The organism is Emcibacteraceae bacterium (assembly GCA_041396985.1).
Classification (GTDB): Bacteria; Pseudomonadota; Alphaproteobacteria; order Sphingomonadales; family Emcibacteraceae; genus Pseudemcibacter.
The window spans coordinates 294,530-319,047 of record JAWKXO010000003.1; the positions used below are offsets into that span (position 1 = coordinate 294,530).

Genomic DNA, 24,518 nt, shown 5'->3' on the forward strand with positions numbered 1-24,518 from the left:
TTGTTTCAGGCAGACTTAATAAAACTATCCATAACTTTTCGTTTAGACCCCATTTCAAAATCAATCGTCAGTTTATTGCCTTCTATTTCGGTTACCTGTCCATAACCGAATTTATCATGGAAAACCCGTTCGCCGATGGCAAATTCAGAAGCAGGGGATTTTCTGGGTGGGCTTACCGCGTTAGGAAAACGTTTTTTTGCCCGGCTTCGGTCAAGCTGGTAAAATTCCCGGCCTTCACCAAAATTAAATCCCAAATTTCCTGAAGAATTGAAATCTTTGTGATCTGAATTTGAAAGCCCCTGCTGTCCAAGCTTTTCGATATGCTCTTTTGGAAGCTCTTCTATAAAGCGTGACGGGATTGGCGTCATATAATTTCCAAACATATAGCGGGTGGCAGCATAAAAAATATAGGCTCTCTTTTTGGCTCGTGTTATGCCGACATAGGCAAGTCGGCGCTCTTCCTCCAGTCCTCTTTCTCCCTGTTCTTCGATAGAACGGCGACTGGGGAAAAGTTCCTCTTCCCAGCCGGGAAGAAATACGGTGTCAAACTCGAGTCCTTTTGAGCCATGTAATGTCATTATGCTGATACTGTCATACTGGCTTTCAGCGGTATTTTCCATAACCAGTGAAATATGTTCCAGAAATTCTTCGAGATTTTCGAAGGCCTCCATACCACGGATCAGTTCTGCAAGATTCTCAAGCTTACCCGGCGCGTCAGGGGACTTGTCATTACGCCATTTGTCATAATAACCGCTTTCTTCCAGTATTGTATCGGTAATATCAAGATGGTTTACATCCTTTGCAATATTTCTCCAACGATCAAAATTCTGCAGAAGCTGGGTAAGTGCAGTTCTGGCCTTTTTGCTGACTTCATCCGTTTCAATGATATCAAGCGATGCTTTAACCAGTGAAGTTCCGGCAGCACGGGCTATGCGGTGTAATTTGGCAATGGTTGTATCGCCAATTCCTCTTTTGGGTACGTTGATGATCCGCTCAAAAGCCAGATCATCGTCAGGGTTTTGCAATACGCGCAGGTATGCCATCGCATCTCTGATTTCGGCTCTTTCATAAAAGCGTACCCCCCCTATAATCCGATAGGGAATTCCGAGCGTGATGAAATTTTCTTCAAATTCACGGGTTTGAAACCCGGCACGTACCAGTATGGCCATTTCATTTAAAGGCTGCTTTTTACGTTGAAGATCCTCAACAATTTCACCGATTGCTCTGGCTTCTGCACGGCCATCCCAAACGGCATTGACACTTACTTTCTCGCCGCCTTCTTCAGCTGTCCATAATGTTTTGCCAAGTCGATCACGGTTACTATTGATCAGTCCGCTTGCCGCCCCCAGAATGTGGGTGGTGGAGCGATAATTTTGTTCAAGACGGATAATTTTTGCCCCTTCAAAATCCTTTTCAAATTTGAGGATATTGCCAACCTCCGCACCGCGCCATCCGTATATTGACTGATCATCGTCACCCACGCAGCAGATATTTTTATGTCCCATCGCTAGCAGCCTTAACCACAGATACTGGGCGACATTGGTGTCCTGATATTCATCAATAAGAATATATCTGAACCTTCTTTGATATTCGTTTAGGATATGAGGATTTTTCTGAAATAAATTTACGCAAAGCAGGATAAGATCGCCAAAATCAGCTGCATTTAATGCTTTCAGACGGTTTTGATAATTTTCATAAAGCTCAAGGCCTTTGCCATCGGCATAAAAGTGAGCTTCACTTTTTGGAACCTGCCCGGGAAGAAGCCCTTTATTCTTCCAGCTGTCAATCAGGCCGGCGAGCATACGTGGTGGGAATCGTTTTTCATCAATGTCAGCCGCTCTCACCAGCTGTTTTATAAGCCTGAGCTGATCATCCTGGTCAAGTATTGTAAAATTGGTTCCTAGTCCGACAAGGTCGGCATGACGCCTTAAAATTTTGACGCAGATCGAATGAAATGTGCCAAGCCAGAACATATTCTCTACCGCTGAGCCGATAATGGCACCGACGCGTTCTTTCATTTCATGTGCGGCTTTGTTGGTGAATGTGACGGCAAGGATCTGATTGGGAAATGCTCTGCCGGTGGCCAAGATATGTGCCAGACGGGTTGTCAGAACCCTCGTTTTTCCTGTACCGGCCCCGGCAAGCACCAGAATTGGACCATCAATATGTTTAATGGCTTCCAGTTGCGGCGGGTTAAGCCCTTCCAGGTAAAAAGGCGGAATATTTTTTCCTGCCTCCTGTTCGGAAGGCTTCGTTTCAGACAGATTATCAAGATCAAAAGGGTCAGACATGGATCATATATACCCTATTGTGATTTAAAAAACAGAGGAAAATAAAATGAAATTATTTTATCAGTCCTGTTCGGCCTCAATCAGTATTTCGTTATAGGCGCGTAGTAAATTTTGTTGTGACAAGACACCAATAATTTCGCCTTTCTCATCATTTGAAAGGACAGCAATTCTTTCTTCTCCGGTCTGCTTAAAAAGCTCAACAGCATGTTCCAGAGTATCATTAGGAGATAAATAAAAGGGCTGTTTGCGACAAATCTGTTTCGCAGTTAAGTCTTTAGCATCTGTATCCAGATGATAGCTGTCACGGATTTCATTAAGGGTAATTATCCCAATAATCTGTTTGTCTTCATTTATAACAAAAAGATTATTATATTTTAAGTTAATGATCAGTTCTTTTATTTTTTCTATGTCCATATCTTCACTGACAACTGAAAAATCCTGCTTCATGATTTTCTCAACCATTATTTGCCGGCTTAAAAGTGCTGCCCGGCTTCCTTCCATATCTTTGCCGGCTCTTTTAAGCTGAAGGTGAAAAAATGATGAGCTGTTCAGGTAATGGGTTGTGATGAGATTGGCAACAACAACAGCAACCATTAATGCCATTGTGATTTGGTAGTCACCTGTCAGTTCAAAAATAATCAGAATGGTGGAAATGGGGGCGCCAAGTACGGCAGAAGAAACGGCCCCCATACCGACAATAGCGTAAAGCCCGTTGTGACTGGAAAGTTCCGGTGATGTCTGTGATGCGATAAACCCAAAAGCGCTGCCAATCAGTGCGCCAAGAAGCAGGGTCGGGCTGAATATTCCGGCCCCGTAGCGAAAGGCAATGCAAATTGTTGTTACAGCGATTTTGGCAACAATGAGTAAGCACAGAAGGCCAAAAGGAATGATATTTTTAAGCGCGGCGTCGGTTGTTCCATAGCCGACCCCCAGTATGTAAGGACAGATTATAGCAATCAGACCCACGGCAAGCCCAGCCAATGGGGGGCGTATCCAGTAAGGTAAGGAATATTTATTGGCAAAATCCTCAGTGAAAAAAATTGATTTAATCAGAATAATGGAAACAAATGCACTAACGGCACCCAGCATCATAAAAGCAGGAAATTCAAAAAAACTGGCAATATGATAATCCGGAATGTTGAAAGCCGGAAAATCACCAAAATGTATGCGTGAAATAATGGCTGCAGTTACCGATGATATAACAATCGGGGCAAAGGCATGTAGGGCATAATGCCCAAGAACTACTTCCAGGGCAAAAAAGACGCCAGCTATGGGTGCATTAAACGAAGCGGAAATCGCAGCAGCAATGCCGCAACCAAATAGTGTCCGGCACATTTTATGGGAAAGATTAAGGCGGTCCGACATCCAGGAAGATAAGGTGGCCCCCAAATGTACAACCGGTCCTTCCCGTCCAGCGCCTGCCCCTGTACCAAGAGCAATAGCGGCAGTAATGGCGCTGAAAATACCATCTTTCAATGACATTTTGGTGTTATGAAAGGTGTTTGCCTCCATAACATCTGCAATCGCAGCCGCTTTTTTATCATCCATGAAAATATAATAAATCAAACTGATTATGATGCCGCCTGAAATGGTGGAAATTAAAATATGCCACCATTTTAAGGTATCAACATAATCATAAATATTTTCAGAAAAGTCCCCAAGGGCAAATAACTGGGTAAATTGGATCAGATACCGAAAACCAATTGCTGCAAGTGCAACGATCATTCCGACAAAAATGGCAAATAAAACGGCAAATATTTTGTTATGACGACCTAAATAATTCAGCAGTTTATTCTGATTAAGAAAAATACTCTGTTTGGGCTTGCCGGTGTTGTTAGTCATATGATTTTTTTACCTAATATTTTAAATATTTATTATTTTCATATTTTATTGACCTATTATTGCCACTATTATCACGTTATGTATAATTACCAGAGACATGATAAGTTTCAAGAAATCATTTTTTTGGGGTAGAAGCGGAGGAAAATGAAAAAAGTAGGCATAGGCGCCGGGATATTATTGGTAATTTTGATCGGCAGTGCCCTTGTGGTGCCGAGCTTTATCGACTGGAATAAATATAAATCCCAAATAGAAACAACAGCTTCTGATCTAAGTGACCGGAAGGTGATGATTAATGGTGATTTGTCTCTGTCTATTTTGCCGTCGCCATCATTTTCGGCAAGGGATGTGAGTGTCTCAAATGTTGAAGGTGGGCAGGCGACGAATTTCATTTCTCTGAAATCAGTTGATGTAAATGTCGCTTTTTTCCCCTTACTACGCGGGGAAATTCAGGTAAAGAAATTCATACTGATTGAGCCGGTTATTGCCATTGAAATTGACAGTAATGGGAAAGGAAACTGGGAGTTTGGAAGTGAAAATGATGCCCCCGATGACAAAGGCAGCACAACTGATCTCAGTTTTGAGCAGTTCCAAATCGAAGATGGCCAGATCAGTTATCAGGATTTTTCCAATGGACGTCAGGAGCTTGTCAGGTCAATAAATGCCTCTGTTTCAATGGACAGTCTCAATGGCCCGTTTGAAATTTCTGGCAGTGCACGCTATAAAAACCTGCCCGTTTCAGCAGAATTAATGGTTGGAAGAATTCGGGAAGGCAGCAAAATTCCAGTCAGCTTAAATGGCGGATTTCTAAATAATGATATCCGATTTAAATTCACAGGCGGATATTTACCGGATGAAAATGCCCCGCAAGCGGACGGTAAAATAAATATTGAAGCAAATGATATCGGCGATATTTTCCTGGCGGTCTCGTTACTTGATCCCGAAAATACAAATCTGGATGGCCCAATCTATAACAATCCAATTTCGCTTGAAAGTGCAATTGCTTATGGCGGTGACGCCATAAATATTTCATCGCTGGAATTTGAAATGGGCGAAAGCCGTGGTTCCGGAAAATTAATGGCGACTTTTGGTGAAAATACGCATTTTGACGGCAATCTGACCGTCAACAGTTTTAACCTTGATAGTTTTTTACCTGCCTTTGAGAACAGCGCAAAGAAAGAAGGCAGCTCTCAGGCGGCTAAAAATCAGGATCAGAAAACAGACTATTCATTTATGAATAATCTGGAAGGAAACTTTAAATTCAGCCTTGGTGCCTTGCAGTATAACGAAAAAATTGCCAGCCAGCTGGATCTTGATATTACGGCAACGAGTGGTGAAATAGAAGTCAGTAAAGCCCGTCTGAATATGCCGGGTGGTTCTGAAATAGCCTTAAACGGATCCTTCACTGCGCCTGATAACAAGCCATTATTCGGCGGAAATATTAATCTGAATTCAGGCAATTTCAGAGCGTTTCTGGACTGGCTGAAAGTGGATACATCATCAATTCCCGAAGGTCGCCTGACACGGTTCTCCTATCAGGGAGCGGTACAGGCGGCAGAAAAACTTGTTCAGCTATATGGTATTGATGGCAGCCTTGATACATTCCAGTTTTCCGGCGGTATTTCATATGCTCTGCAGGACAGACCATCAATGGGGCTTGACGTTGCCGTTAAAAACCTGAATGTGGATAATTACCTAGTCGATGATGACACGCCGACGGATTATAAAAAAATGGTTGCGATATTGGGGGACTTTGATGCGAACTATAAAATCAATATGGCCAATGTCACATCAGGCGGAGTAACAATTAAAAAGTTTGATGTTTCGGGTGAATTGTTTAACGGGCAACTGAATGCAAAAACCATTACAGTGGAAGATTATGCAGGGTTCAATCTGAACGGGTCATTGATTGGCAGTGACCTTGCAAGCAACCCGCGTTTTGAAACGTCTTTCAATACCACGGCATCATCGTTATTAACGCTGCAACGGGCATTCCGCTTTAAAACGGCATTTGATATTGCCGAAGTTGGCGCAGTCGCCGTCAATGCGCGCATTACCGGTGATTTTGAAAAAGTGAATGTGGATATTAAATCCACTGTTGGCAGTACAAAAGCTGATATTAAAGGGGAAGTCAGAAGTGCTACCCTTAAACAGTTGCCTGAGATTGGCAGTGTGGATCTTGCCGTTAATGCCTCAAACCCTAGTTTTGCCAGCCTGATTGACCAGTTTGACTTACCTGTTACAAAAGCCGCTGCCGCTGATGATCGGCCATTTACAATTTCAACATCCGTAAAGGGCACAACAGAACTTGTGGATATTGACGGGACGGTAAATGTGGCTGGCGGTCAAGTTACGTTGAAAGGAAGAACCAATTTAACAGAAAATCAGGTAAGCTCGTTTGATATGGCCGTTGATCTGAACGGGCCGAGTGTCCGTGAATTTGTCAGGGGGATGGGGGCTGATTTTAAACCTGCAAAAACTGAACTTGGGCCAATTGTGCTTAAACTGACAGCTACAGGAAATAATAACGACGTCTCATTAAAAAATATAGCCGGTAATATTGGACCTACAAAAATCACCGGGTCCGGTGAAATTAAAGGTTTGAACGCAGACACTGCTACTGGAGCAAAACCAAATTTTGATTTTAATCTTATATTTGACAATGTTCAGCTTACCGATTTTATGGAGGCACCAGCGGACGCGCCGAAAAAAGATGATTGGGGAAAATGGAGTGAGGAACCACTTCAATTAGCTGTCCTTGAAGAATATGATGGAAGTGCTTCAATTTCAGCGAACCGTATCACCTATGAGAAATATGATTTCAGAAATCCAAGATTTGAAGCCACACTTAAGAACGGCGTGATTACGATAAGTAATTTTACTGGAAAATTATTTGGTGGTGATGTGGCGGTCGCCGGAACCTTCAGTAGTGCTGGCGATCTGAACCTTGATATGGCGCTTAAAAATGCAACAATTGTTGATGCAACAAGTTCTTTTGCGGGTATACGCCCGGTGAGCGGCACATTCGATATGAGTCAGAAAATTTCCGGCAAGGGAAAAAGTCAGAAAGAGCTTGTCTCATCGCTTAATGGAACAGGGTCCGTTACGGCCTCTCCCGGCGTAATTAAAGGGATAAATGTTCCCGAATTAAGCAAGCGGCTTAATGGGCTGACATCTCAAAACGGGCTAATGAGCCTATTAGGTAGTTCACTTTCCGGTGGTGAAACGCCGTATGATGGAGGCTCAAGTGCGCTAACAATGAAAAATGGAAATATCCAGCTTTCCCCGCTTGATATCAAAATGCTTGGAGCAAATAGTGATATTAATCTTGCCGTTAATCTTGCCCAGTGGCAGATGAATCTCAAAGGTGATATGTCTTTGAGTGATCATCCTGATGCGCCGCCGATCGGTATCAGTGTTCTCGGCGCACTGAATAATCCGAAAATAGCCTATAATACCAAACAGATTGAAAGTTTTATCGGACAGAAAATTGCCGCCAGTCTGTTGCAGAATATGGTTGAAGGCAACGGGGGGATTGGTGGACTTTTCGGTGCACCGACTTCCGGGCAGGGCGGCACCACACAGCCGGCGACGACACCTCAGCCTGGGGCAACAGCACAGCCGAATACAACAACGACAACGCCATCAGGCACAGAAAATAAAGTGACAAGCACACCGCTTGAAGCGGTTGTTCCACAGACCGCCCCGGCCAATACCGAGGAAACAGCCAAGAAAGAGGCACCAGCGGAGCCAGCACCAAAAGAAACGGTAGAACAGCTGGGAACAAAACTACTTGAGCGATTGTTTAATAAGCCAGCGCCAAAAAATTAGGATTTTATTTTCTTAAGGATAAAAACACGGATTGCACTGCTTAAATTTGTTGTACGGTCTTTGTCAATTTCCGTGATTAATGTTTTAAGGCTTTTATTTTCATTACGGGCTATTGACTTTAGCTGATGCCAGAAAATATTTTCAAGAGTGATGCTGGTTTGATGGCCGGCAATGACAACGGAATGTTTTTTTAAAATTTCGTCGTCATCGGCCATTCTGAAGTCCTAAATCATTTTGAAAAAGTCATTTCCCTTATCATCAACTATGATAAAGGCAGGGAAGTCCTTAACCTCGATTTTCCAGACAGCTTCCATGCCGAAATCTTCAAAATCAAGAACCTCTACTTTTGTAATGTTATTTTTGGCAAGGATTGCCGCCGGACCGCCGATTGAGCCGAGGTAAAAACCGCCATGTTTTGAGCAGGCATCAGTTACCTGTTTGCTGCGATTGCCTTTTGCCAGCATAATCATGCTGCCGCCATTCTCCTGAAATTTATCAACATAGCTGTCCATCCGTCCGGCTGTTGTCGGCCCAAATGAACCGGAAGCATAGCCTTCCGGTGTTTTGGCCGGGCCGGCATAATAGACAATATGATTTTTAAGATAATCAGGCATCGGTTCACCGTCTTCCAGTTTCTTAAGGATAGCGGCATGGGCAAGATCACGGGCAACAACAATTGTTCCGGTGAGGGATAATCGGGTTTTTACCGGATATTGACTAAGGTCCTTGCAGACTTCCGACATTGGTCTGTTCAGATCAATTTTAACCACATTATCGCTGAGGTCATCGCTTCCAACATCCGGCAAGAAGCGCGCCGGATCATGTTCTAGCTGCTCAAGAAAAATACCGTCTTTTGTAATTTTCCCTTTTGCCTGACGGTCAGCCGAACAGGAAACACCAATGCCGATTGGCACAGATGCCCCATGACGAGGCATGCGGATCACCCGAACGTCATGACAGAAATATTTTCCCCCAAACTGTGCTCCGATATCAAAGCGCTGGGTCATTTTCAGGACTTTTTCTTCCATTTCAGGGCAGCGGATAGCCTGACCGAAATCCCCGCCTACTGTTGGTAAATTATCCAGATAATGCGTGCTGGCCATTTTAACGGTTTTCAGATTTTGTTCCGCACTCAAACCACCAATGACTATCGCCAGATGATAGGGCGGGCAGGCGGCCGTACCAAGTGTTCTTATTTTTTCATCCAGAAATTCGGTCAATTTGTCTTCCCGCAATACTGCCGGGGTCTGCTGATATAGAAAGGTTTTGTTGGCGCTGCCGCCACCCTTGGCCACAAAAAGAAAATGATATTCATTACCTTCCGTTGCATAGAGATCAACCTGGGCCGGGCCATTTGTTTTTGTGTTCTTTTCTTCAAACAGGCTTTTGGGGGCAAGCTGTGAATAACGCAGGTTTGTATGGGTGTAAGTATCAATGACACCCTGATTGATGGTTTCGGCATCATCCCCGTCAGTCCAGACATACTGACCTTTTTTACCCATAACAATACCTGTCCCGGTATCCTGACAGCTGGGAAGCACCATACCGGCAGCAATATTGGCATTTTTTAAAAGTTCGGTCGCAACAAAACGGTCATTGTCTGAGGCTTCTTCATCTTTAAGGATAGCAGCCAGTTTTTCCAGATGACTTGATCTCAGCAGATGGGAAATATCCTTCATTGCCTCTGCAGTCAGCAGTCTTATCCCTTCGGGATCCACTTTCAGAATTTCTTTCCCGTCAACATTAATGGTTGAAACATAATCGGAAGTAATTTTGCGGTAGACGGTGTTGCTCGGCGATTGAGCATACATGTCAGTATAATTTGGCAATGTCATGTAAAAGTCCCGGAAGGCTAATATTTATTATTTTTTACGGAAAGCATCCAAAGTCACAATATTGTCTTTTTCAGCTGGAATATCTATTTTTTCTTCCACAATCTCAATTTTCTGATCTTCACTCGCTTTTTCCGGAAGATCAGCTTTTGAATCAACGTCCGTATTGAAATGAAGACCAAAATCAACACTAGGATCAAAAAAGCCAAGAAGTGAATCAAATGGAATGGAGAGATGCTCTTTGTTTCTGTTGAAACTTAAAGATATTTCAAAATGGTCATCGTCAATGGAAAGGTCCCAGAACTGATTCTGCAGGACAATGGTCATGTCTTCTTCATATCGTTCTTTTAAATATTTGGGTATTTTGACATTTGGGTGGGTTGTCTGGAAAGTTATATAAAAATGATGCTCCCCGGGCAGGCCATTTTCCGCCGTATCCTTAAGAATATCACGAACGACACCAATCAGTGCGGCTTGAACCATTTCATCATACTTTATAATACTATCCGTCATTCCGCTTTAACGTCTCCAATTTCCCATACGACTCTGAACGTAATAAATTATAGCCTTATCTTAAATCAGGGGCTAGTAATTTTACAAACTTATAGAGTAAGGCTTTATATAAAAGTGGCAGGCTTCTGTTGCTAGGTGCCTGCCGAACCCCGCGTAGCTAGACTATTAAGCTGCTACAGCAAATGCTTCGTTATCGTTTGCATTTACAAGAATTGACCCGTCACAGCGGAATCATGCTGGGCAAAAGTTATATCTTTATTGCGCACGTCGATCCTGTTTCGCCCCCATAAACTTTCTGTCGTTTTAATGGTGGAGGCGCCGGGTACCGCCCCCGGGTCCGTAACGTTTATTCCATATACCAGTTTATTACCATAGTCGGTTGCCCGACATCCTATATATAAGGGCTAATGATTAAGATTTAAATAGATTTGCACAAAATAATGTGCAATTTATGTATAAAATTTAAAAGTAACGTTGGAATTAAATGAAACAATATCTTGATCTCGCGCGGCGCATTCGCGATGAAGGCATCAAAAAAGAAGACAGAACAGGAACGGGAACAAAAAGTGTGTTTGGTCATCAGATGCGCTTTAATCTGGCGGATGGTTTCCCGATGGTGACAACCAAAAAGCTCCATCTTAAATCGATAATTCATGAACTGTTGTGGTTTTTGGCCGGGGACACCAATATTAAATATTTAAAAGAAAACGGCGTGCGGATCTGGGATGAGTGGGCTGATGAAAATGGTAATCTGGGTCCTGTTTACGGGCATCAGTGGCGGTCTTGGCCAACCCCGACTGGCGAGACAATTGATCAGATTTCCAATCTTATCCATATGATAAAAAATAATCCTGACAGTCGTCGTCTGATTGTCAGCGCGTGGAACGTGGCCGATGTTGACCATATGGCGTTGCCGCCATGCCACTGTCTGTTCCAGTTTTATGTGGCGGGCGGGAAACTGAGCTGTCAGCTTTATCAAAGAAGTGCCGATGTGTTTCTTGGGGTCCCCTTTAACATTGCATCATATGCTCTTCTGACGATGATGATTGCGCAAGTGTGCGATCTGGGTGTTGGTGATTTTGTCCATACATTCGGTGATGCCCATCTTTATTTAAATCATATGGAGCAAATTGATCTGCAGCTTGGCCGAGATCCGCTTCCGCTTCCGACCATGGCGATAAACCCTGACGTCAAAAGCATTTTTGATTTTAAATTTGATGATTTCGAGCTGCAGAATTATCAGGCTCATCCCCATATCAAAGGGGTGGTTGCAGTCTAATGATTAAAACGTCCCTTATCGTTGCGGTGGCAGAAAATGGCATTATCGGCAAAGATAATGATATGCCCTGGAAAATATCATCTGATCTTCAGTATTTTAAAAAGGTCACGATGAATAAACCCGTAATCATGGGGCGTAAAACATTTGAAAGTATTGGGAAACCCTTACCGGGCCGCCTGAATATTGTCATTACCCGGGACACCGGCTTCGTACCTGAAGGGGTCATCACGGCCCATAGTGCTGAAATGGCCCTTGACGTGGCCAAAAGCATGGCGGAGGTCAAGGGTTTGAAAGAGATTATGGTTATTGGTGGGGCTCAGATTTATGAGCTTTGCTTGCCATTGGCGGACAGACTTTATCTTACCCGGATTCATGCGGAAATTGAGGGCGATACAAGCTTTCCTGACCTTAACCCGAATGACTGGCTTGAATATTCACGCGAACAGCACAAAGCTGGCGAAAAAGACAGCCATGATTTCAGCTTCATAGTACTCGACCGTATTTAATTTTCGAGCTGATAGACCAGTGTCACATAGGCCGTTGTTGTAATTTTTCCCGGTCTGATGGGAATGGACATATTTTTAGGCATCGGCGCGGCCATAGCCATGCTTTCCTGTCGCATCATGTCAAAGGTACGGGGCATTACCTGCACATTGCCCTCGGTTATTGTGCAAACTGTGCCAAGTTTATTGCCGGAAAGTTTTGCATAAAGTTCGGCTTTATGATGCGCTTTATTAAAGGCGGCTTCCCTTGCCTGATCTTCCAAACTTTCAACATCTGTTGACGAGTAGGTGATGTTAGAAAATAGATTACTGCTTCCTGCAATCACACCGGACATAAGTTCCGTAATCTTGCTAAGGTCATAGGTTTTAAAATAAACCCTTGATGTTCCTTCATAGGCTACGACTTCCTGACGATCGCGTTGGTCATAGACTGGGAAAATGTTAATGGAATCTGTTCGGATGTCCTCGTCTTTTATTTTCAGACTATCAAGGACATTGATTATTTTCTGAATATTATCAGATAACCCCTGAAGCGCTGCCATTTCATCATTTGCGCGACTTTTGACATTAAGCGCGACCTCCGCAACATCCGGCAGGCTTTCAATTTCACCGGTTGCGCTCATGGTAATGACGGAGCCCTGACAGGCTTTGATTTCCTGAGCCTGACAGGCCGATACGGCAAAAACACTGGTTAAAAACAGGGTAAGAAATCTGATATTTTTCATTGTTAATCTCCCAATTACATTTTTAACAGTGGTAATGCCCAATCATGTCAAAATCGGGGCTATTTAAACTTTGAATAATCAATTGGCTTGTTTTTATCAAGAAACTGGTCCGTTTCCGGCATCGGGTATTTAAGGCCGGTGGCGCAGTTAAAGAGAACGACTTTATCATTCTTTTTTATCTGCCCGTTTTTAAGGGCCATTTCCCATGCCGCGAATGTTGCCGCCCCTTCCGGACAGAGCAGAAGGCCGTCTTTTTGAGCAACACGGTCACGGCACTCAAAAATATGATCTTCTTTTACGGCAATGGCAAACCCGCCGCTTTCGCGGACCGCTCTAAGGATAAGAAAATCACCAACAGCGATCGGCACCCGAATGCCCCATGCATGGGTATAGGCATTTTGCCAGAGCGGAGCATGTTCTTCGCCATCATCGAAGGCTTTGACAATGGGGGCACATCCTTCTGCCTGAACAGCAACCATTTTCGGGCGTTTGCTTCCGATCCAGCCAATTTTTTCCAGCTCATCAAAAGCTTTCCACATACCGATCAGGCCGGTTCCGCCGCCGGTTGGATAAAAAATAACATCGGGCATTTGCCAGCCAAACTGTTCCGCCAGTTCAAGGCCCATGGTTTTTTTGCCCTCAATCCTGTAGGGTTCCTTTAAGGTCGAAATATCGGCCCAGCCCATTTTTCCCTTACCCTCCAGAACGATTTTTCCGCAGTCATTAATAAGTCCGTTGACGGTATAAGTGTCTGCCCCCTGTAGTGCGATTTCACGGATATTGACGATTGGTGTATCATCAGGGCAAAACACTGTTGTCTTAAGTCCGGCATAGCTGGCATAGGCTGCAAGGGCGGCCCCGGCATTACCGTTGGTTGGCATTGCCAGATGATTCTGTCCCAGTTCCTTGGCCATCGCCACGGCAAGGGCAAGGCCGCGCGCTTTGAACGATCCGGTGGGAAGGCGTCCTTCATCCTTAACAATGACGTCGCATCCTTGTGGCACGGACGCTTTAAGCGGAATAAGCGGTGTCATCACTTCGCCTAGGCTTGTCATGGCATCCCCGCTATTGACTGGAAGAAATTCGCGATATTTCCAGAACCCGCCTGGGCGTGCTTCGATCACTTCTTTAGTGACGCTTTTTTTTATGGCGTCCAGATCATATCTGACAAGGAGCGGCCGACCGGCTTCGGACAGGCCGTGAATTTCGCCAGCCTTGTAATCGGCCCTGCCTGTTATTGAGCATTCAAGGTTGGTCACAAATGATGGTTTTTTGTCATAGAGAGCTTTGGTAAATTCAAATTCTGTCTTGTTCATCATTGATCATTTCTTTTCTATTTTGCTTCAGCAATACACTCAATTTCCACCATCGCATCCAATGGGTTTTTCTTGACCGCAATGGTGGTTCGGGCGGGGCGATGATCGCCCATTTTTTCAGCATAAACTTTATTCATTCCGCCGAAATCATCCATATCACGGAGATATACATTCGTTTTTACGATATTTTCAAGTGTCAGGCCGCAACCCGCCAGGACGATTTTCAGATTTTCAAAGACACGCGCGGTTTGTTCTTCGATGGTGTCGCCTGTTAGCGTCATCGTTTCGGGATCAAGTGGGGTCTGCCCGGAACAATAAACCAGATTACCTGTCCGAACCGCATGGCAGTATGGGCCAATGGCATCAGGTGCACCATCAATAAATTTTATTTCCATCAATATCCCCTGTTACAGATGATCAATTCGGCGTACTGCCCCCTTATCGGCTGAAGTGGCCATTAAACCATATGCTTTAAGCGCTTTTGAAACAACGCGCGCTCTTTTTTCTGTTGGCTTCCAGGCGTCGTCGCCTTTGGCATCCATCGCTTCACGCCTTTTTTCAAGGTCAGCGTCACTGATATCGACACGGATAATGCGGTTCGGGATATCTATATCTATCATATCGCCATTTTCAATTAGGCCGATGGCACCACCCGATGCCGCCTCGGGAGAGACATGACCGATGGAAAGACCCGATGTTCCGCCGGAAAAACGACCATCTGTGATCAGTGCACATTTGGTGCCAAGTCCCATAGATTTTAGATAGGATGTGGGATAAAGCATTTCCTGCATTCCCGGGCCCCCACGGGGACCTTCATAACGGATAACAACGGCTTCACCCGCTTTTACCTTACCTGAAATGATGCCCTCTACGGCACTGTCCTGGCTTTCAAATACATGGGCAGGCCCGCGGAACGTAAAGTTTTCTTCAGCAACACCGGCGGATTTAACGATACAGCCGTCAAGGGCGATATTGCCCTGCAGCACGGCAAGACCGCCATCTTTTGAATAGGCATTTTCCACTGACCGGATGCAACCTTCTGCGCGGTCAAGGTCCAAAGTATTGAAGCGCTCGGACTGTGAAAAGGCTTCTGTTGTTCGCACGCCGCCCGGTGCCGCCTTATAAAATTCGGCAACATCATCGGCGGGACTACGGTTAACATCAAAATAATCAATCACTTCACCGATACTGCGCCCCTGAATGGTCGAGCAATCCCGGTGGATAAGGCCGGCTTTTTCCAGCTCACCCAGAATGGCGATGACACCACCGGCACGGTGGACGTCTTCCATATGATAATTTTGTGTGGCCGGTGCCACTTTACAGATATTGGGAATTTTTTTTGAAAGCCGGTCAATATCCTTCATGGTGAAATCGCATTCTGCCTCACTTGCGGCGGCAAGCAGGTGCAGAACCGTGTTGGTTGATCCTCCCATGGCAATATCAAGGGCCATGGCATTTTCAAAAGCATTGAATGACGCGATTGAGCGGGGAAGCACGCTTTTATCATCATGGTGGTAATATTGCTTTGTGATATTCATGATGGTTTTTGCCGCGCCCAGGAAAAGCTGCCTGCGGTCACTATGGGTGGCTAGGGCGGAGCCGTTACCAGGCAGGGAAAGCCCCAGAGCTTCGGTCAGGCAGTTCATGCTGTTAGCCGTGAACATGCCGGAGCAGGAACCGCAGGTCGGGCAGGCGGACTGTTCAACTTTTGCCACAGTTTCATCATCAACATTAGGATCAACACCCATGATAATGGCGTCGACAAGATCAAGTCCGTGATTAATGCCTTCTGTCTTTCCGGCTTCCATCGGACCGCCGGAAACAAACACGGTCGGTATATTAAGCCGAAGCGAGGCCATCAGCATACCCGGGGTGATTTTATCGCAATTGGATATACAGACCATGGCATCTGCACAGTGGGCATTGACCATATATTCAACACTGTCGGCGATAATTTCGCGGCTAGGCAGGCTGTAAAGCATCCCATCATGACCCATGGCAATGCCATCATCGACAGCGATAGTGTTAAATTCTTTTGCAATGCCACCATGGCTTTCAATTTCACGGGCAACCATCTGGCCAAGATCTTTTAAGTGAACGTGTCCCGGCACAAATTGGGTGAAGCTGTTTACGACCGCAATAATCGGTTTTCCAAAATCCTTGTCTGTCACACCGGTCGCGCGCCACAGCGCACGGGCACCAGCCATATTACGGCCATGGGTTGAGGTTTTGGAACGATATTCAGGCATCTTACTTTCTTTCTGATAGGCTTTTAATTAATTATCTGTAATAAATACCAACATTACGTCATTTGTCGATAACTAAGTAAGAAAATTGGGAGCATTTTATGCGAAGCGATAATAATTCGGGCGTGTCACCTGAAATTTTAAAGGCTATTATGGATGAAAATGAGGGGGACGCGATCGCTTACGGTCATGATGATGTTACGGTGCGCTCAGAAGAAGCATTTAAAAAGCTTTTTGAAACGGATAAGCTAAAGGCCTTTAATCTTATTTCCGGGACTGCTGCCAATTCACTCATAATCGCGACATTGTCACCGACGTATGGGGCGGTTTTTTGTCATCAGGACAGTCATATCAATTGTGATGAATGTGGTGCTATCGAATTTCAAAGCGGTGGCGCAAAACTGATCCCGATAAATGGCGCTGACGGTAAAATTAAGGTTAGCGAACTTGAGGAAGCCATTGGCCGTTTTACGGTCGGGGAAGCTCACCACAGTCAACCTTCTATGCTCAGTATTGCCAACGTAACCGAAGCCGGTACCGTTTATACGCCGGATGAGGTTTATGAACTTTCGTGTTTGCTTAAAAAACATAATTTAAAACTGCATATGGACGGGGCAAGATTTGCCAATGCGGTCGCCAAAATTGGCTGCAGTGCTGCGGAAATGACCTGGAAAGCGGGCGTGGATGCCCTATCCTTTGGCGCGACGAAAAATGGCGCACTTGGTGCAGAAGCGGCAATTTTTTTCAATGATAGTGAAGACGGGAGCTTTATTTACCGCCGCATGAGAAGTGGGCATCTGGTTTCCAAAATGCGGTTTATTTCCGCACAAATTATTGCTTATACTGAAAATGATTTGTGGCTTAAGAATGCTGAACATGCCAATGCGATGGCAGAAAAACTCTTTCAGGGGGTTAAGTATGCGAGCGGAATAAAATTTACTTATCCCGTTCAGTCAAATGTCATGTTTGCTGAAATTGAAGACGGATTAAGAGATCGGCTCTGGCAGGCAGGGTTCCGGTTTTATACTAGCAATATTTCCGGGGTAAAACGGTCCCGTCTGGTTACGGCATTTAATACGGATCCTGCCGATATTGATAGATTTATTGAGCTTGTTAAAAATTAAATCTAAGCCTCAACTATAAAGATTATTTTAACAAATATCGTGATATTTTTAATCCATGATGATTAGAAAAATTGTTACATTTGTCCTTGTATCTTTGCTTTATGTTTCGCTTTTTGCCTGCGACAGTAATCAGGATAAACATAAAAAAACGCTTGAGGAAAAACTGGCGGACAGTTTCAGCCAATCAGAAGAAATTGTCAAAAACCGTGTCAATGTCATTGTAAAGGCCAGCGAAGATAAAAACTATATGCTGGCTATGAATGAGCTTGCCATATTATCTGCTTCAAAAATTAATAATCCCGAACAAAAACAGGCTATAAAGCTTCTTATGACCCAGCTTCGCTTTAATATGGAAGAAGAAGAAATTGCAGCGAAAACCAAAAGTTCAGAGCGTTAATTCTGTCGAAATTCATCACTAAGATATTGACATCTTGCATCAAAATAACCCAATATATTGAAATTAAAGGTTGTTTTAGATGGGTTGATGAATGGATAAATCAACATCCGGTTTAATCTGGAAACTTGTAATTGCCTCGCTTTGTGTTGGGCTATTGCTTAGCTTTTTTGAAATTGACCCCGTCGCTCTTATTGAAAATGTACCGGATACGCTCGGGCGAATACTTGAAGTCGTGCTTGATATTATCAACTGGGCTGGAAAATATATAATACTTGGCGCAATTATTGTTATTCCAATTTGGATATTGTTCAATATCAAAACAATTTTCCAAAAGTTATTTGGCAGTAAAAAGTAAAAAACCCCATCTGGGGTTATCAATATAAACATCAAAATATGGATATAGAAGGGTATAATACTATGTCAGCTAATAATACCAGTAATTCCTATGGATGGGTTTCAAAAACATTTCACTGGGGGATGTTTTTCATAATTGTTGGCCAGTTCTGGCTAGGGGGCAACTTCAAGAAAGATGCCTATGAAGGTATGGGCTTAAGCAAATTACATTTTTCTGTTGGGTTGCTCATTTTGTTTTTAATTTTAATTCGGTTTGCATGGCGCGCAAAAAACCCTATTCCGGAATTGCCGGAAGGAACCGGTAAACTGCAGGCTCTTGGCGCACACGGGCTCCATATTTTATTCTACGTGCTTCTCATCGGATTGCCGGTTGCAGGCATTTGTATTGTGCAGGCAAAAGGCGGTACCGTTTCATTTTTTGGATTGTTTGATGTGCCGAGATTTGTTGCTAAAGCTGAATCATCAGCGGATCTGGCCGAATTGATGCATGAAGTTTTTGCAAAAATTACCTTTCTTTCAGTGCTGCTGCATATAGGCATGGCGCTTTTCCATCATTATGTGAAGAAGGATAATGTGCTTCGCCGCATGCTGCCCTGGTAAAACTCGGTTTGCATAGTAAAGATAATCAAGGGACCTCCGGGTCCCTTTTTCATAGGGGTTTTAGCTTTCGAATGGTTCTGGAAATCCAGAGAAATCCGACAATGCCGGCGATCATATTGGAAACACTGATAACAAGGAAAGCTGTTTCAAGATCATAAAATCTTGACGCCGCGTAAACCAATGGAAGCTGTAGGAAAAATACCCTTAATGCCGATATGACAACACCGGGCATGGGTTTACCTATACTGTTGAACATGGCATTGGCACTCATCACAATACCGTATAAACCGTATGATGCAGGAACCACATATAAATAGGAAGCTGTTAAAGAGGTTATTTTAGGATCATCAGAAAATAATCCTGCCAGTGAATTGGCAAGCAGTCCTAAAATTACGGCCATCAGACCGCCCCAGATCATGCAGAAAATGGCGGCTTTTTTGATACATTCCTCTATCCGGTCATAATTTCCTGCACCGATGTTCTGTCCCAGAAACGGGCCGACCACGGATGATAATGCAAAAAACAGGACGAGTGACAGGGCTTCGATTGTAGTTGCAACGTTGGTTGCGGCAACAGCGTCACTTCCATAACGGGCAATAATAGAAATGATAATTGCTGCGACAATCGGGATAATCATATTGGTGCCGGTTGCCGGAATTCCTACATGCAGAGTCCGTTTGATTGAGGGTATAAAACTGCTTAATGTTGTTTTTTTAAAGCATAAAACCTGAAAACGATATGTCAGGAAATAAAGGATGGCTGAGAAACTTATAAACCTGGTAATTAAGGATGCAATCGCAGCGCCCTGAAATCCCAATTCGGGAAAACCAATTAGGCCAAATATAAGAATAGGATCAAGGACAGCATTGGCCAATGCGGAAAAAAGCATTAATTTGCCCTGAAGCCCCGTATCACCCAGTGCCCGCATGGCAGCGCCACCAGTCATCGGCACCATAATGAATATTGGTGATAAATACCATATGGTTACATATTCTCTTATGAGCGGTAATATTTTTTCCTCTGCACCCATTGCTGTGAAAAGCGGGTCAATGGTCAGCAATCCGACAACAGTGAAAGTCAGTGAAAGAATGACGGTAAAAAGAAGAGTGTTTGTCGCAAGGCATTTAATTTCTTGGTCATCCTTGTTGCCGGCAGCCCTGGCAAGGACAGAGGATATACCGGCACTTAGGCCAATGGAAGCAGAAATGACAATCATCGCCATACGGGAAATAAATCCCATGGCAGCGAGTTCATCCGTGCCGAGTTTGCCAATATAGAATAGATCAACAAACGTAAACGACATGTTCGCCATGAGCCCGATAACCATTGGCAGAGCCATTCTGATAAGATGTTTATGAACAGGACCGGTTGTAAGGTCAACTCTTGGCGAATTTTTTGTGGCGGCCATTAATCTGTAAAGTCCTGAAAAACTGGTGAGTATTGTTATTCTAAATGGGGCTATATTTAAGCGAAGTCAATAGGGCAGTGATAAAATAAAATATACTGTAAAAATCCGGTGAGTATGTTATTTGTAGGGTGGAATTGATATTTTTTAGAAGAGTTATAAACAGGAAATTAAAATAAGATGATTGTTGTTGTATCGCCCGCAAAAAAATTGGATTTTGAAAGTGATGAGGTAAAACCAAACTGGTCGGTTCCCGATTATCTGGACCAAAGTGAAACGCTTATCAATGCTGCCAGAAAGATGAGCCGGAAGAAAATTGCCGATATCATGAATTTAAGTGATGCGCTTGCCGATCTCAATTATGAAAGATACCGGGATTTTTCAACGCCGTTCACCCTGACCAATTCCCGTCAGGCTATTCTGGCGTTCAAAGGGGACACATATATCGGGCTTGATGCCGAGACATTATCTGAAGATGACATGAACTATGCACAGGATCATTTAAGAATATTGTCCGGCCTTTACGGTATTCTTCGCCCGCTTGATCTGATGCAGGCATACAGGCTTGAAATGGGCTGCGGAATTAAAATTCCCAGACGGCGCAATTTATATGATTTCTGGGGTGATCTTTTGACCGACGGGCTTAATAAATTGATGGATGAACAGAAAACAGATGTGGTCATCAACTGTGCTTCCAATGAATATTTTAAATCAATTAATAAAAAGAAATTAAAAGGCAGAGTGATTACACCTGTTTTTAAAATAGTCAGGGACGGAATGGCAAAAAGCCCGGGCATGATGGCCAAACGGGCACGGGGACAAATGGCGAGATTTATCATTCAGAAAAAAATTGAAGATCCAAAGGATTTAAAAAAATTCAAAACTGATGGCTATAAATTTATGCCGGGTCTTTCGAATGAAGAAACAATGGAATTTCATAAAATTGTGGACTAATCATCGTGATTGAAAGCCCTTTATTTTATGCCGTGGCGGTGGTTGCCGTTCTGATTGTCGGCATATCAAAGGGCGGCTTCGTCGGTGGTTTCGGTATGCTTGCTGTGCCGATGATGTCAATGATCATTGACCCAAGACAGGCCGCGGCGATAATGCTTCCAATTTTATGTGTTATGGATGTTTTTGCCGTTAAGGCATTTTGGGGAAAATGGGACCGTAAGGCGCTGATCAGTCTGGTGCCCGGTGCGGTGTTGGGAATTGTTATTGGCACAATAACTTTTAGATATCTCAACGCCGATATGATCCGAATTATTGTCGGCATTGTTACTATTCTCTTTGTACTGCAATATTACCTGATAGACCGGCGAAGAAAAATGACTGCGGGTCTGGGCTATAACGCCATTAAGGGCGGGGTTCTTGGTGCTTTAAGCGGTTTTACCAGCTTTATCGCCCATGCCGGTGGCGGACCGCTTTCCATGTATCTGTTTCCCCTTAAGCTGGATAAAACCATTCTGGTGGCAACATCGGTATTTTTCTTCATTACGGTCAATTTTGTAAAGCTTATTCCCTATGCATGGCTCGGGCAGCTTTCAGGGGATAATCTGTTAACATCACTTGTGCTGCTGCCGCTGGCACCACTCGGAATAAAACTGGGTGTTTGGATGCATAATAAAGTATCGACAGAGTTATTTTATAAAATCTGTTATATTGCGCTGCTTTTTACAGGCTTGAAGCTCATATATGACGGGTCAGGTGGCCTTTAAAACGGTATCCAGTCTCTTTCTTTGGTAAAATGAAGGTATCCCAGATTAACTCCGGCCCGAAGGCCAACACCCAGGCGAATGGGGGCAATAATAATTTCATCGACTTGTTGGTAATTCATGCCGAACCCTGCAACATAATAAAAGCTGCCTTCCACGGCCGGGAAGCGTTGGAATAGTTCCTCAGTGTCATTCAGGTTATAAACAAGAGCAAAGACACGAGACCCGTTGGCGCCGACATCAATACCTATTGATGGTCCTTTCCAGTAAACACGTCTGTCACCTTCAATTTTATGGGACAATGTTCCGTCCCCATAGCGTGCACCGACAACAAGTGCGGCACTGGCCTCTGTCCCTATGATATAACCATTTGGACGCCCCAGATCGGCAAAAGCCTTTTCAATAACGCTGGCGACTGCTTCCGATCCTTCGCCGAAAAAGCCTGACGCCGCGTTAATAATGCTTTCCTTATCATAAGTCGTATCCACATTTGTACCATCCATATTTTGCGATGTAGCAGGTGGTGGCGGTGATGTGGTTTCAGTATTTTTACCACCACAGGCAGTCAGGATCAGCACACATGACAATATTATCAATTTAAAGAAGCGGCGCATTATTCTTTCCCCGGTATTTTGGTGCTATTAATTTTATACATTATTGGTTTTGCAGGAAATATCCAGATAATTCCTGCAACCATATAACCAATAAGTTCGAGCATAATATGACCCGAAAAAAAGGCATCAATAAGACGACTGATTATCAGGATATAAATAACCATTGCAGCAATCATCAACATGAGCCAAAGCAGCTTAGAAAATTTTGGTGATGACTTTTCAGACATTGATTACACTTAAATCCTTCCTGTAAAATATAAAACCAGATACATTGTGCCATAGACAACTGTGGAAAAGGCGGCTGCAATGGCCAGAACTTTGAGATGGCGTCCAAGACTATAGAAAATTCGTTTAAAAATATTGCCAATTTCCATAGTTTATTCTGCTTTTTGTATCAAGGCTGATTTTTTTATTAGCTTAATGGTTTCCGACCATAAGTTATACTCTGTAAGCTGATTTAATGAAACCCATTTTGCGTCAAATGCATCATCGCCAGCCTTAAGATCGCCTGATTGATAATCGGCTTTATAGTCAATCAGGCTATAATGATATTCAATATTTTTATCATGATCTCTTTTAATATAATCCACAGCATCGACGAGTGTAATATTTTTTATTGAAATTGAGGTTTCCTCAAAAACTTCCCGCATTGCCGTTTCCTTTAACCGTTCGCCAAGTTGTTGTGCGCCACCAGGAATGCTCCACTCGGATGATTTTGGTGGCTTGTTGCGCTTAATAAGCAGGACTTTATCATCTTTAAAAACAACAACACCAACGGCAGTGATTGGACGGGTCGGATATTCTCTTTTCATTGGGGGCTTTTCATATATTATAGCTTTCGGTTTTACTATAACGTGATTGGGCCATGTGTGGAAGATATTCATTAACCAGCGATACATATAGCAATTATATTGAATTTCTTGATATGGGATATCCATTCCAGGTTCCATCACGCTTCAATATTGCGCCAAGCCAGCCTGTGCCGGTTATCCGGCTTAAAGGATCAGATCAGGATCAGGCAATTCTGCCGGATGCACCATTGCCGGAACGGGAGGGGGCATTAATGCGTTGGGGGCTTATCCCACATTTTGCCAAGGAAATAAAAACCGACCGGCCGCTGATTAACGCCAGATCGGAAACCATTGCCGACAAACCATCATTCAGGGGACCATTCAGGCGCCGAAAATGCCTAGTTCCGGCAGATGGATTTTACGAATGGAAACGGGGCGGGGCTTCGCCGGTCCCTCATTATATCCACTTGCCTGACCGAAAACCATTTACCTTTGCCGGAATCTGGGAAGCCTGGACCGGGCCTGCCGGTGAAGACTGGCTTGAGACAGTATCACTGGTGACAAAACCGGCAAATGGAGTGGTCAAGAAAATTCATCACCGCTCTCCGGTTATAATAGAGCCAGAAGACCATGAACTGTGGCTCCGGCCAGCAGACCCGCCGGATCGAGATATTTTTTCAAAGCTGTCAACGAGGATTGACGAGCAATTTGAAATGTATGAGGTCAGTCCATTAGTCAATAATGCCCGTAACGACAGCGAAGACTGTATCAGGCCGGCAAGCAAAGATCAGTTCAGGTTATTTTGAAAATATTTATGGGCGTTTGCAGTGCAGCTTGAAAGAAGAAAACGGGTACCTGAAAATTATGAAGAATTTGTGCAAAGAATTGCCCGGCATACTTCAGAACAATCACTAAACAAAATTTCTTCCACAATTGAAAAATTGGCTAAACGAATTCGAGAAATTCATGAAAAGAAATGGTTTAAAATTAAACCGGCGACCAATGTCATGAACCTGAAAGCCGAAAAATATAGCTCTAGATATGGGTTTAGGGTCTTTTAACAAATTTCATTACATGCTTTAAAAGCAGATACCCATCAAAGTTATATCCGCAAATAATGAATCAGGCGTTAAATTTTAAGTT

25 protein-coding genes and 1 other RNA gene are annotated in these 24,518 nt (G+C 43.8%); 11 read left to right on the forward strand and 15 right to left on the reverse strand.

The annotated features are described in order from the left end of the window. Nucleotides 1-5: 5 nt before the first annotated feature. Nucleotides 6-2,291: a UvrD-helicase domain-containing protein gene (locus R3D86_09550; protein ID MEZ5758451.1), complete on the reverse strand. Its 2,286-nt coding sequence runs from the start codon at nt 2,289-2,291 to the stop codon at nt 6-8. Nucleotides 2,292-2,351: 60 nt separating this feature from the next. Further along, nucleotides 2,352-4,133, reverse strand: a complete 1,782-nt coding sequence (locus R3D86_09555; protein ID MEZ5758452.1) for a chloride channel protein — start codon at nt 4,131-4,133, stop codon at nt 2,352-2,354. 144 nt (nt 4,134-4,277) lie between these two features. On the opposite strand from R3D86_09555, the gene R3D86_09560 reads away from it, so the two are divergent. Continuing rightward, a complete protein-coding gene (locus R3D86_09560) occupies nt 4,278-7,961 on the forward strand; it encodes an AsmA family protein (protein MEZ5758453.1) in 3,684 nt (1,227 codons plus the stop codon). Here the strand turns inward: R3D86_09560 and R3D86_09565 are convergent. The 4 genes from R3D86_09565 to ssrA all read right to left on the reverse strand — a co-directional run bounded on the left by R3D86_09565 (nt 7,958) and on the right by ssrA (nt 10,733). Then, nucleotides 7,958-8,176 (reverse strand): ribbon-helix-helix domain-containing protein, encoded by a 219-nt coding sequence (locus tag R3D86_09565; protein MEZ5758454.1) that lies wholly within the window; start codon nt 8,174-8,176, stop codon nt 7,958-7,960. The genes R3D86_09560 and R3D86_09565 overlap by 4 nt on opposite strands. Before the next feature lie 9 nt (nt 8,177-8,185). Then, nucleotides 8,186-9,796: a fumarate hydratase gene (locus R3D86_09570; GenBank protein MEZ5758455.1), complete on the reverse strand. Its 1,611-nt coding sequence runs from the start codon at nt 9,794-9,796 to the stop codon at nt 8,186-8,188. A gap of 27 nt (nt 9,797-9,823) precedes the next feature. Continuing rightward, complete coding sequence (locus R3D86_09575; protein ID MEZ5758456.1) at nt 9,824-10,306, reverse strand: ClpXP protease specificity-enhancing factor SspB; 483 nt, start codon at nt 10,304-10,306, stop codon at nt 9,824-9,826. A gap of 113 nt (nt 10,307-10,419) precedes the next feature. Next, nucleotides 10,420-10,733: a transfer-messenger RNA gene (gene ssrA / locus R3D86_09580) on the reverse strand. A gap of 57 nt (nt 10,734-10,790) precedes the next feature. On the opposite strand from ssrA, the gene R3D86_09585 reads away from it, so the two are divergent. Continuing rightward, entirely contained in the window at nt 10,791-11,585 is a 795-nt protein-coding gene (locus R3D86_09585; protein ID MEZ5758457.1) for a thymidylate synthase, read from the forward strand. Next, nucleotides 11,585-12,091, forward strand: coding sequence for a type 3 dihydrofolate reductase (gene folA, locus R3D86_09590; GenBank protein MEZ5758458.1), 507 nt, complete (start codon nt 11,585-11,587; stop codon nt 12,089-12,091). The genes R3D86_09585 and folA overlap by 1 nt, the downstream gene beginning before the upstream one ends. Here folA and R3D86_09595 read toward each other — a convergent pair. The 4 genes from R3D86_09595 to ilvD are packed head-to-tail and all read right to left on the reverse strand — an operon-like array spanning nt 12,088 to nt 16,378. After that, on the reverse strand, nt 12,088-12,813 hold the full coding sequence (locus tag R3D86_09595) for an SIMPL domain-containing protein (GenBank protein MEZ5758459.1): 726 nt from the start codon (nt 12,811-12,813) through the stop codon (nt 12,088-12,090). The genes folA and R3D86_09595 overlap by 4 nt on opposite strands. Nucleotides 12,814-12,872: 59 nt before the next feature. Next, nucleotides 12,873-14,132, reverse strand: a complete 1,260-nt coding sequence (locus R3D86_09600) for a threonine synthase (protein ID MEZ5758460.1) — start codon at nt 14,130-14,132, stop codon at nt 12,873-12,875. 14 nt (nt 14,133-14,146) lie between these two features. Further along, entirely contained in the window at nt 14,147-14,524 is a 378-nt protein-coding gene (locus tag R3D86_09605) for a Rid family detoxifying hydrolase (GenBank protein MEZ5758461.1), read from the reverse strand. A 12-nt stretch (nt 14,525-14,536) separates the two neighbouring features. Next, nucleotides 14,537-16,378, reverse strand: coding sequence for a dihydroxy-acid dehydratase (gene ilvD, locus R3D86_09610; GenBank protein MEZ5758462.1), 1,842 nt, complete (start codon nt 16,376-16,378; stop codon nt 14,537-14,539). A gap of 98 nt (nt 16,379-16,476) precedes the next feature. Between ilvD and R3D86_09615 the strand changes: the two genes are divergently transcribed. The 4 genes from R3D86_09615 to R3D86_09630 all read left to right on the forward strand — a co-directional run bounded on the left by R3D86_09615 (nt 16,477) and on the right by R3D86_09630 (nt 18,850). Further along, nucleotides 16,477-17,499 carry a low specificity L-threonine aldolase gene (locus R3D86_09615; protein ID MEZ5758463.1) on the forward strand — a complete coding sequence of 341 codons (1,023 nt, stop codon included), beginning with the start codon at nt 16,477-16,479 and terminating at the stop codon, nt 17,497-17,499. Nucleotides 17,500-17,554: 55 nt separating this feature from the next. Beyond that, complete coding sequence (locus R3D86_09620; GenBank protein ID MEZ5758464.1) at nt 17,555-17,896, forward strand: hypothetical protein; 342 nt, start codon at nt 17,555-17,557, stop codon at nt 17,894-17,896. A gap of 91 nt (nt 17,897-17,987) precedes the next feature. Continuing rightward, nucleotides 17,988-18,251, forward strand: a complete 264-nt coding sequence (locus tag R3D86_09625) for a DUF6460 domain-containing protein (GenBank protein ID MEZ5758465.1) — start codon at nt 17,988-17,990, stop codon at nt 18,249-18,251. A gap of 62 nt (nt 18,252-18,313) precedes the next feature. After that, nucleotides 18,314-18,850: a cytochrome b gene (locus tag R3D86_09630; GenBank protein MEZ5758466.1), complete on the forward strand. Its 537-nt coding sequence runs from the start codon at nt 18,314-18,316 to the stop codon at nt 18,848-18,850. 49 nt (nt 18,851-18,899) lie between these two features. Here the strand turns inward: R3D86_09630 and R3D86_09635 are convergent, their stop codons facing one another. Further along, a complete protein-coding gene (locus R3D86_09635; protein ID MEZ5758467.1) occupies nt 18,900-20,258 on the reverse strand; it encodes an MATE family efflux transporter in 1,359 nt (452 codons plus the stop codon). A 177-nt stretch (nt 20,259-20,435) separates the two neighbouring features. On the opposite strand from R3D86_09635, the gene yaaA reads away from it, so the two are divergent. Beyond that, complete coding sequence (yaaA, locus tag R3D86_09640) at nt 20,436-21,209, forward strand: peroxide stress protein YaaA (protein ID MEZ5758468.1); 774 nt, start codon at nt 20,436-20,438, stop codon at nt 21,207-21,209. 5 nt (nt 21,210-21,214) lie between these two features. Continuing rightward, nucleotides 21,215-21,973 (forward strand): sulfite exporter TauE/SafE family protein, encoded by a 759-nt coding sequence (locus R3D86_09645; protein MEZ5758469.1) that lies wholly within the window; start codon nt 21,215-21,217, stop codon nt 21,971-21,973. Here the strand turns inward: R3D86_09645 and R3D86_09650 are convergent. Genes R3D86_09650 through R3D86_09665 form a run of 4 tightly spaced genes read right to left on the reverse strand, consistent with a single transcriptional unit; the run spans nt 21,970 to nt 23,396 of the window. Continuing rightward, complete coding sequence (locus tag R3D86_09650) at nt 21,970-22,584, reverse strand: DUF1134 domain-containing protein (protein MEZ5758470.1); 615 nt, start codon at nt 22,582-22,584, stop codon at nt 21,970-21,972. The two genes, R3D86_09645 and R3D86_09650, sit on opposite strands and share 4 nt — an antisense overlap. After that, nucleotides 22,584-22,811, reverse strand: coding sequence for a DUF2842 domain-containing protein (locus tag R3D86_09655; protein ID MEZ5758471.1), 228 nt, complete (start codon nt 22,809-22,811; stop codon nt 22,584-22,586). The genes R3D86_09650 and R3D86_09655 overlap by 1 nt, the downstream gene beginning before the upstream one ends. A gap of 9 nt (nt 22,812-22,820) precedes the next feature. Beyond that, on the reverse strand, nt 22,821-22,958 hold the full coding sequence (locus R3D86_09660; protein ID MEZ5758472.1) for a hypothetical protein: 138 nt from the start codon (nt 22,956-22,958) through the stop codon (nt 22,821-22,823). 3 nt (nt 22,959-22,961) lie between these two features. Continuing rightward, complete coding sequence (locus R3D86_09665; protein ID MEZ5758473.1) at nt 22,962-23,396, reverse strand: NUDIX hydrolase; 435 nt, start codon at nt 23,394-23,396, stop codon at nt 22,962-22,964. 53 nt (nt 23,397-23,449) lie between these two features. Between R3D86_09665 and R3D86_09670 the strand changes: the two genes are divergently transcribed. Together R3D86_09670 and R3D86_09675 are read left to right on the forward strand one after the other, a co-directional pair. Then, complete coding sequence (locus R3D86_09670) at nt 23,450-24,181, forward strand: SOS response-associated peptidase (GenBank protein MEZ5758474.1); 732 nt, start codon at nt 23,450-23,452, stop codon at nt 24,179-24,181. A gap of 21 nt (nt 24,182-24,202) precedes the next feature. Next, nucleotides 24,203-24,436, forward strand: a complete 234-nt coding sequence (locus R3D86_09675; GenBank protein ID MEZ5758475.1) for a hypothetical protein — start codon at nt 24,203-24,205, stop codon at nt 24,434-24,436. Nucleotides 24,437-24,518: the final 82 nt, after the last annotated feature.